Consider the following 7460-nt stretch of genomic DNA (forward strand, 5'->3'; position numbering starts at 1 on the left):
TCACAGCATCACATTTTACGGTGCTAGTCAAAAGCAGGAAAAGATTATTTGTAGATCTAATTGTAGTTTCTAAGGGGTTGTGGTCCCTGGCTGTTTAGACGATCGCGTTATTCTTTCATAGAACCAAAATATTTTTGGATACCTTTACGTTTAATTTTTTGTCCAGTAATTTTGACAGAAGTGTGGGCGATCGCTATTTTAGTCGGACTGGTATAAATCAAGCAAAATTTTTTGAGTCTTTTGTAGCACGGGATAAGTTTATTACGTTCATATATCAATAGGAAACTACAATGAAGAAATTACTTGCAGGTATCGCAGCATTAGGTATATGGATTACTTCTTCAGGTATTGCCAATGCACAGCCAATTGTCACATCAATGGTTTTGGAGGGTAGTGCTAGTAACGTGATAAATAAGGGTAGCAATATCTCTGATACTTCTTTATCTTATAGCTTCAAGAATAAGCAATTAATAGCTCAGTCTGTTGCACGTTTAAACTTCAGTTGGCGTGTCGCCCCATTAGAACTTGCTGCGGTAGCAATAAATTTCATTTTGACAGCCAAGACACCTGATGTTGTTGGATTTGGGCTACTTCTAGCTTCAGGGCATGATGTTTATGTTGCGAAAGTTACGCTACATAACACTGGGAACGTTCCTTTAAGAGTCTATCCTCAAAATATCAAAGTCTATTATCGCAACCAATCGACCAATGTGATACCCGGGTAGAATATGGGTTTCGGCAGTGTAAACAGGAACTAGGCTGGACAGATTACCGTTTTACTAATTTCCAACATATTGAGAGGTGGTGGGAGATTATTTTTTGTGTCTACACGATAATTGTAGAAACGAGAGAAGCTTTTTGTCGTGTATTTGTATTTTTTGTAATACAGTTTTGGTAATCTTCTAGCGGGAAGGGAGTAACAGATGGACGCTGTATTGCTCGATTACATAAGCGCGGACAACGACTCCACCTTCACGGCTTGAAATTTCCTGTCTCTGTATCCTGGTACTACTTCAAACGTCATGATGGCAAGTATCAAAAGCGATTTGTCATCTCTACTAAAGCTCTCAAAGCCAGTACCATTTCTTGGTGAGCCAGCGCGTTGCGGGGGTTCCCCCCGTTGTAGCGACTGGCGAACCCGAAGGGTGGGGTAAACGTCGATGGCAGATCGAGGGGTGGTTTAAAACTGCAAAACACCGTTTCGGGTTGCATCGTTTTGGGCAAGGGACTCTTTTGGGCGTATATCGTTGGTTGGTATTGTCCCTGATTTCTTATGTTTTAGCCCCGAAGGGCTTACTTATCCACGGCGAGCGCTTCAAATGTGCCTGATTGGGGACAAGCCGCCGACATTGCATTCCAAACTCTATTTCCACATCTGCTTGTGTTGCTTCTTTTACATAATATTGAGCACCTAAAAGAACTACTACTTAGTCAAGGAATAGAAGCGGCTACAAATTGATGGAGAAAGCATCAATGTTCGTATTCCGCCCGGTGTGAAACCGGGAAGCCGCATTCGGGTAAAAGGCAAAGGACAGATAAGTCCTTTTAACCAGCAACGCAGCGATCTTTATCTGTCGATTGAATTATTGCCTCATCCTTTCTTCAAATTTGAGGGCGACAATCTTGCCTGTGAAGTACCTGTCAGCCCAGAAGAAGCAGTGCTTGGCGCACAAATAGATGTTCCTACGCCCGATAGCAAAGTAACAATGACGATTCCAGCCGGTGTGGATTCCGGCCAACCACTCCGGCTACGTGGCAAGGGCTGGCGCGATCCAAAAGGTAATCGTACCGCTTTGATCGTGCGGTTAAAAATTGTGACCCCCAAAGATTTGTGTCCTAAGGAAAGAGAGTGCTATGAAAAATTGCGGCAGGTTAGTAGTTTTAATTCCCGTCAGGGCTTAACGGAGGTGCGGTTATGAGTTCTAACCTGAGTTTGTCTTGCGTGGTGTGGACAGAAACAGGCGATCGCCTCTATAGTTTCGAGCAAGCCGCCTACTTCACCCAAACCTCGGTTTTATTGCTAGAACGATTTGCCCGCCTGGGATTAATTGAACCTGTAGGAATCATGCTGCGCCGACAGGATATATTTCGCGTTGTGCAGATTCAAAGGTTGCACCGCGATCTGAACTTGAATTGGGTTGGAGCAGCAATGGTGCTAGATATGGTAACTGGGACGCCTCTTTGTTTCCGCGATCTCCTGCAAATTGATTTTGAAGAATATCAAATTCACTGGCAGAAATTTTGGCATTTGGATTCGAATCAATGGAGATACCTTTCTCTTTAAGGAAGTCCACAGCACGGTCCAGAGAAATATTTAATTCCCGTAAAACTTTGTTAATTCGTATATTTCTTTCGTCAGACATATAGTGTAATTAAGTTCTGTATTCTTTTGTAAATGTAGGTATTATTTAGTCTTCAAACTCCTCTTTTAGAATACGCATCACTTCAAGGATGGTTTCTTCTTCTAAATCGGTTCTTCGGGCTAAATCGGCTACATCTTGTTTGAGGATGCTTTTGGCCGTATCCAATCCGATTTTGGCAAACTCATCGATGATCCATCCATCGATTTCATCTGAGAATTCGGTCAATTCAACATCATCATCTTCGGTTGCGCTTCCTTCGCGAATAACATCCAATTCAAAGCCTGTCAACAAACTAGCCAATTTAATATTCTGTCCTCCACGACCAATCGCTTTGGAAACTTCTTCTAATTTTAAGAAAACTTCTGCCGACTTACGGGCTTCGTCCAACTTGATAGAAGAAACTTTAGCTGGGCTCAATGCTCTTGAAATCAACAAAGAAGGGTTGGTTGTAAAGTTAATTACGTCAATATTTTCGTTGCCTAACTCCCGAACAATGCCGTGGATACGAGATCCTTTCATTCCGACACATGCTCCTACTGGTGGACTTTGCCAATATTGTTAAGAGTAGCTGCAAGACCAGGGTAATTTTCTGCAGTACGCCAGAGTGGGAGTGCTTGGTTGTAGTATTTGAGTGCTTGCTGCTTTTCACCCAAAGCGTTGTAAACCGCACCAATATTGTTTAAGGAGCGAGCTTCCTCAATCACGTTTCCTACAGTATGCCAGAGTGAGCGAGCTTCTTGAAATTTTGCGATCGCCTTTTGCAGTGATTCTACTGTTCTTTCTTTGTATAGCTGCATACCCTCTGCCAAGGTTTCTTCGGCAGCAAAACGATTAATGTCTTGCTCCGTTGCTGTTCGCATCTCTTTTATCTGTACTTGATAATACCCAGTAACAGCTTCATCTAATGGACGCACTTCTAACAGGTGATTTCCTGAAAGGTCAACTATCAGTTTTATTGAAGTTTTTTGTTTGCTGGCTACATCATCTTGTACTATCATCTGACCATCAGGAGCAAACAACACGACAACTACATTTATGTCTCGCGGAGCAACTAGTACCTCCAAATACCAATCAGAAATCAGGTTTAATTCATAGCGGTGGGTTTCATAACCTGCAAGTTCTCGTTCAATAAGTTGTCCTGGCTCCAGTCGTTGCATATCCTGCTCTCCAAACTATTTCATTTTTCGAGCATCAGCAGCAAGTAGACGCACTGGTTCAGCAATGTCAGGATGAGGGCGTTCTAAAATGGCAACGATCGGTTCTTGAATATCTGGTGCAATTGGCAGCAGAAGACGATGAAAAAGCTGATAGTACCTTTGAATCAGCCAAGGTATTGGTAGAAGCGATTCGCAATCAACTATTACCCAGACAGATTATCACCCGTAAATCCATAGAGAATGCCATATCTGTCATTATGGCAGTGGGTGGTTCTACAAATGCCGTGTTGCACTTTCTGGCGATCGCTCGTGCGGTTGGTGTAGAACTGAATCTAGATGACTTTGAAACTATCCGCAGTCGCGTACCCGTTTTGTGTGATTTAAAACCAAGCGGTAGATATATTGCTACAGACTTGCACAAAGTAGGCGGTATACCCCAAGTCATGAAGATGTTACTCGTGCATGGTTTACTCCACGGTGACTGTATCACCATCACGGGCAAAACCATCGCCGAAATTTTAGCAGATGTCCCCAATGAACCACCCAGCAATCAAGATGTCATTCGTCCTTGGAATAACCCGATGTATCCCCAAGGTCACTTAGCCATCCTGAAAGGAAATCTGGCTACAGAGGGAGCAGTAGCAAAAATTACCGGAGTAAAAAATCCCCGCATTACTGGTCCTGCACGGGTGTTTGACTCGGAGGAAGAATGCTTGGATGCTATCCTTGCAGGTAAAATAAAAGCTGGTGATGTCATTGTCGTCCGCTACGAAGGACCTATTGGCGGTCCTGGGATGCGGGAAATGCTAGCACCTACCTCAGCAATTATTGGTGCGGGTTTGGGTGATGCAGTCGGGTTGATTACTGACTATTGGTGCGGTCAACCGCTAACTGAACTTGAACCCCAAATTCGTGCCTATTACCAACAGTTGTGCGACCTCAATCAATTCACGGCAGCAAACTGTGTTTTGGCTTACTGGCAAGCTGCGCTTATTCTGCTGGGTCAGTCAGAGGAAGAAATTCCTTTACGCCAAGATTCTTATGAAGAAAAAGTCCTGGCTGAGGCAAAAGTCGATTTTTATCGACTATGCTACTTTTACCTGTATCGATTCACATTGAATTACTGGCTAGAAGACTTTGCCAAAGCAGAACACGATGCCGTTCAAACCCGACAGTATTTGGCCGGGGGTATGGGAAATATCGTTGAACCGCTCTTATATTTCTATGATTCTCTGACCGTGCTTGCCACTCTTGGTAAATCGATGACGGAGTCGGAGTCACGATGGCAGCGATTGCAAGAAAATCAAGAAAAGTTAAAAGAATGGGCGCATTATGCTCCCATGAATTACTTGCACAAGTATCATTTAGTTGAAGCCCAAAAGCATCAACTCCTCAATCGCAAAACAGAAGCTCTAGAATTTTATGACCTGGCGATCGCGGGTGCTAAAGCCAATGGTTACCCTCAGGAAGAAGCCCTTGCTAATGAACTAGCGGCAAAATTCTACCAGGATTGGAACAAAGAGCGGATCGCACGAGCTTACATGATTGAAGCCTACTATGGCTATGCTCGCTGGGGGGCGAAAGCCAAACTCGCCGTCTTGGAAACTCGCTATCCTCAACTGGAGGGCATGGGGCGTTCTGCTTATATTTGTCCTCACCAGAGTTGTCTTGTAGCAGCTCGGAAAAAAAATAGACTGGGGCGTGCGCTACAGGCAACAGTGCCAGAAACACTGTATAAAACATTGTGGCAGCGTCTATCTGAAAGCAAAAACCTAAATGAAACCTAAAAGTTGCAGGTGGCATAATTAAGCGTAAATGCGTCAAGAGCAAGAGTAGTGACAAAAGACGAGGGATAAGGTACTATTACCCATTCCAAGTTATCAAGTGCTCAATTGCTGACTAAAAAATATAATTGGCTATTTTTGCCAACCCAGTTAAAACTATGTTGTAGCGGTAATTTCAGAGAAAAAGTGCTGGCAGCCGAACAATTTGTGCTATCAACACACCCTCTACAATCGCTCATGTAGTGCCAAAATAGAAAAAGGGTGTCGTTAGCATTGCTCTTCATTATTGAAAGGGGCGAAGCAGCACTCCCAAAAAGTTTTACTCGATCGTGTCGTGGAAGACTCAGAAACAGCAAACAAACACATAAAAGAATGGCAACCTGGTAGCGCCCAAGCGCGATTTGGCGTCAACCATCTTCTAGGGTGGGGATGCCAGCATTAACCCGAAACATCTCTCTTTCCTGATTGGAGGCACCGGCAAAAATAGCAACGGCAACCTAAACACAGTAATCCAAGGATGGAGATGTCACATACCAGGCAGCCATCCGCTAAAACTGTAACTTAAAGGGGAAGAGTGGATGAACAACGGCAAAGTAAGAATTAGATAGCTAATTCTTCTGCCTGAACTCCTTCTAAACCCCGTGCCTGCAAGACTTGGGTGATGTAGCGTTTGACTGAACCCCAATTTGCTTCTAACTCAAGCAGCGCATCCAATTCTGCACCCCATAATTTGGGACGAATTTGTTTTGGTGCGTGTCCCAGTTCTAGGTCAAAACTGTCTGCTAGGGAGTGAGCGGGATCTGTACTCAAAACTAATGTGCGATAACCCAGTTCTGCACAACGGAGTCCCGTGGCGGCGGCTACTGAGGTTTTTCCCACGCCACCTTTGCCTGTCATCAAAATTACGCGCATTGATAGTTTTGTCCTAGCTGAGAAGTGTTTACACTTATTTACATTATCGTTTGTCTTTTGTCCTTTGTCCTTTGTCCTTTGTCCTTTATCATTTGTCCTTTGTTTTGACCAATGACTAATGACCCGTAGAAAAATGCTGTTTCAGCACATCTAGACGGGAACAGTTCCAGTAATCAATGTGGGACACAATTAAACCTTGAGAGTTGAGGCGCAACTCACTCCAACCAGAAATAGCAATGCGCGGTTTCCAGGGAAGGGGTGTGTTCCAGCTCAGCGTCCACTCAGTTTTGATGGTGTCTTCCACAGGGTAAATATCGTGCAAGTCCATTTTTATGTTTAAAAACCAAGTTTCCATGAACTGAATCATTTGCTTGTACCGCTCAATACCATGAAATTTGTTAAGTGGATCTTGAAAATAAACGTCTTGAGCGTAAATATTGTATGTTTGATTAACTGTCCGCGATATCACTACATTGCTGCGCGATCCAGAAGGGCTGCGCCATACAGTTGATTTGTTCGCACAAAAAGTAAAAGAAGCCAACCTCCTGGCAGACTACGTGGTGGGAATAGAGTCACGGGGCTTCATTATTGGCTCACCGCTTGCTTACAAATTAGGAGCGGGTTTTGTTCCCGTTCGCAAATCTGGTAAGTTGCCAGCAAAAGTGTACTCTATTGAGTATGCACTAGAGTATGGCACGGATTGTTTGGAAATCCACCAAGATGCTTTGCACTCAGGTTGCCGAGTTCTTGTTGTGGATGATTTAATAGCCACAGGTGGAACTGCGTGTGCCACAGCAAAACTCGTACAGCAAATTGGCTGCGAACTTGTAGGATATGGGTTTATCATCGAGCTACGGGATTTGCAAGGGCGGAAAAATCTGCCTGATGCACCAATTATTACTCTCGTAGAATATTAGTCATTAGTTATTAGTCCTTTGTCACAAGTCATTGGCTAAGGACTAATGACACTGGACAAAGGACACTGGACAAATGACTACCACTCGAATTTCCTTGGATGCTAGTCGCGATCGCCTTAAAAGGTTGGTTACGAATGACACATTTCTTTATATTACGAAGCGATTATTGCAGGCGCTGTTAACTTTGTTTTTGGCCTCGGCATTGTCGTTTTTCATTATACAACTAGCACCGGGTGATTACGTAGACACGCTAAAGCAAAACCCGAAAATTTCCCCAGAACGAATTGAGGAACTCAGGCGACAATTCGGTCTAGATAAGTCTTGGCC

The 7460-nt window shown here is 43.8% G+C and carries 6 protein-coding genes and 6 pseudogenes; 8 read left to right on the forward strand and 4 right to left on the reverse strand.

From position 1 onward, the window contains the following. Positions 1–290: 290 nt before the first annotated feature. The 4 genes and pseudogenes from ACYRY3_RS00270 (at position 291) to ACYRY3_RS00285 (ending at position 2284) form a co-directional block, all read left to right on the forward strand. A complete protein-coding gene (locus tag ACYRY3_RS00270) occupies positions 291–725 on the forward strand; it encodes a hypothetical protein (protein WP_460199907.1) in 435 nt (144 codons plus the stop codon). A gap of 200 nt (positions 726–925) precedes the next feature. After that, positions 926–1417 (forward strand): annotated as a pseudogene (locus ACYRY3_RS00275) (hypothetical protein); the annotation flags it as partial. 25 nt (positions 1418–1442) lie between these two features. Beyond that, positions 1443–1919: pseudogene (locus tag ACYRY3_RS00280) on the forward strand (J domain-containing protein); the annotation flags it as partial. Further along, on the forward strand, positions 1916–2284 hold the full coding sequence (locus ACYRY3_RS00285; protein ID WP_460199908.1) for a hypothetical protein: 369 nt from the start codon (positions 1916–1918) through the stop codon (positions 2282–2284). The pseudogene ACYRY3_RS00280 and the gene ACYRY3_RS00285, both read left to right, overlap by 4 nt. A 124-nt stretch (positions 2285–2408) precedes the next feature. On the opposite strand, the gene ACYRY3_RS00290 is transcribed toward ACYRY3_RS00285, so the two are convergent. Together ACYRY3_RS00290 and ACYRY3_RS00295 are read right to left on the reverse strand one after the other, a co-directional pair. Further along, entirely contained in the window at positions 2409–2882 is a 474-nt protein-coding gene (locus tag ACYRY3_RS00290; protein WP_460199909.1) for a hypothetical protein, read from the reverse strand. Between the two features lie 14 nt (positions 2883–2896). Then, positions 2897–3520: a tetratricopeptide repeat protein gene (locus ACYRY3_RS00295; RefSeq protein ID WP_460199910.1), complete on the reverse strand. Its 624-nt coding sequence runs from the start codon at positions 3518–3520 to the stop codon at positions 2897–2899. 119 nt (positions 3521–3639) lie between these two features. On the opposite strand from ACYRY3_RS00295, the pseudogene ACYRY3_RS00300 reads away from it, so the two are divergent. Both ACYRY3_RS00300 and ACYRY3_RS00305 read left to right on the forward strand, forming a co-directional pair. Next, positions 3640–4389, forward strand: a pseudogene (locus tag ACYRY3_RS00300) (dihydroxy-acid dehydratase domain-containing protein); the annotation flags it as partial. Positions 4390–5148: 759 nt separating this feature from the next. After that, positions 5149–5307, forward strand: a complete 159-nt coding sequence (locus ACYRY3_RS00305; RefSeq protein ID WP_460199912.1) for a YlxR family protein — start codon at positions 5149–5151, stop codon at positions 5305–5307. Between the two features lie 600 nt (positions 5308–5907). Here ACYRY3_RS00305 and ACYRY3_RS00310 read toward each other — a convergent pair. After that, positions 5908–6216, reverse strand: a pseudogene (locus ACYRY3_RS00310) (ArsA-related P-loop ATPase); the annotation flags it as partial. Between the two features lie 115 nt (positions 6217–6331). Further along, a complete protein-coding gene (locus tag ACYRY3_RS00315; protein WP_460199911.1) occupies positions 6332–6685 on the reverse strand; it encodes a DUF2358 domain-containing protein in 354 nt (117 codons plus the stop codon). Here ACYRY3_RS00315 and apt point away from each other — a divergent pair. After that, positions 6675–7133: pseudogene (gene apt, locus ACYRY3_RS00320) on the forward strand (adenine phosphoribosyltransferase); the annotation flags it as partial. The gene ACYRY3_RS00315 and the pseudogene apt sit on opposite strands and share 11 nt — an antisense overlap. A 73-nt stretch (positions 7134–7206) precedes the next feature. Next, positions 7207–7460: pseudogene (locus tag ACYRY3_RS00325) on the forward strand (ABC transporter permease); the annotation flags it as partial.

It is taken from the genome of Scytonema sp. NUACC21 (assembly GCF_054684315.1).

Bases quoted from the DNA above. Each gene is read 5' to 3' on its own strand.
- ACYRY3_RS00285 (WP_460199908.1), top strand. From the start codon at position 1,916: ATGAGTTCTAACCTGAGTTTGTCTTGCGTGGTGTGGACAGAAACAGGC.
- ACYRY3_RS00305 (WP_460199912.1), top strand. From the start codon at position 5,149: ATGGGGCGTTCTGCTTATATTTGTCCTCACCAGAGTTGTCTTGTAGCA.
- ACYRY3_RS00295 (WP_460199910.1), bottom strand. From the start codon at position 3,520: ATGCAACGACTGGAGCCAGGACAACTTATTGAACGAGAACTTGCAGGT.
- ACYRY3_RS00290 (WP_460199909.1), bottom strand. From the start codon at position 2,882: ATGAAAGGATCTCGTATCCACGGCATTGTTCGGGAGTTAGGCAACGAA.
- ACYRY3_RS00270 (WP_460199907.1), top strand. From the start codon at position 291: ATGAAGAAATTACTTGCAGGTATCGCAGCATTAGGTATATGGATTACT.